Genomic DNA, 1,198 nt, shown 5'->3' with positions numbered 1-1,198 from the left:
CCCTTGGGACCTACTCCAGCCCCAGGATGCGACGAGCCGACATCGAGGTGCCAAACCATCCCGTCGATATGGACTCTTGGGGAAGATCAGCCTGTTATCCCCGGGGTACCTTTTATCCGTTGAGCGACACCACATCCACAAGTAGGTGCCGGATCACTAGTCCCGACTTTCGTCCCTGCTCGACTAGTCAGTCTCGCAGTCAAGCTCCCTTGTGCACTTACACTCTACACACCTGATTGCCAACCAGGCTGAGGGAACCTTTGGGCGCCTCCGTTACATTTTGGGAGGCAACCGCCCCAGTTAAACTACCCACCAGGCACTGTCCCCAACCCAGATCATGGGCCAAGGTTCAGGTATCCACTACGGTCAGAGTGGTATTTCAACAACGACTCCACAACCACTGGCGTAGCTGCATCAACGTCTCCCACCTATCCTACACAAACCGCACCGAATACCAATACCAAGCTGTAGTGAAGGTCCCGGGGTCTTTTCGTCCTGCCGCGCGAAACGAGCATCTTTACTCGTACTGCAATTTCACCGGGCCTGTGGTTGAGACAGCAGGGGAGTCGTTACGCCATTCGTGCAGGTCGGAACTTACCCGACAAGGAATTTCGCTACCTTAGGATGGTTATAGTTACCACCGCCGTTTACTGGGGCTTAAATTCTCCGCTTCGACCCAAAAAAGGATCTAACAGGTCCTCTTAACCTTCCAGCACCGGGCAGGCGTCAGTCCGTATACATCAACTTACATGTCTTCGCACGGACCTGTGTTTTTGATAAACAGTCGCTCCCCTCTCTTCTCTGCGACCTACACCAGCTGACACAACGCATGATTGTGTAACCAGTCTAGGTCCCCCTTCTCCCGAAGTTACGGGGGCATTTTGCCGAGTTCCTTAACCACAGTTCACCCGCTCGCCTTAGTATGCTCTACCTGACTACCTGTGTCGGTTTCGGGTACGGGCCGTCTACACACATCGCTAGAGGCTTTTCTCGGCAGCACAGGATCACCACCATCACCCACATATGGGCTACGCATCACGCCTGACACATAAAAGACAACCGGATTTACCAAGTTGTCGTGCTGCACGCTTGCACCAGAATCCAATAACTGGCGTGGCTACCACTCTGCGTCACCCCATCACTTACCTACAACAACTCAGGCCCCACGCATCACCACCAACCACACACCACAAGGGTG

Annotated in this window: 1 rRNA gene; it reads right to left on the bottom strand. The window is 54.0% G+C overall.

Annotated elements, in window-relative coordinates:
* Positions 1-1,198 (bottom strand): 23S ribosomal RNA (locus HMPREF3101_RS10685); the annotation flags it as partial.

It is taken from the genome of Corynebacterium sp. HMSC29G08, from assembly GCF_001806875.1.
GTDB lineage: Bacteria > Actinomycetota > Actinomycetes > Mycobacteriales > Mycobacteriaceae > Corynebacterium.
Note: the sequence above shows the minus strand (reverse complement) of the source record. Positions and strands in the feature narration are given on the sequence as shown.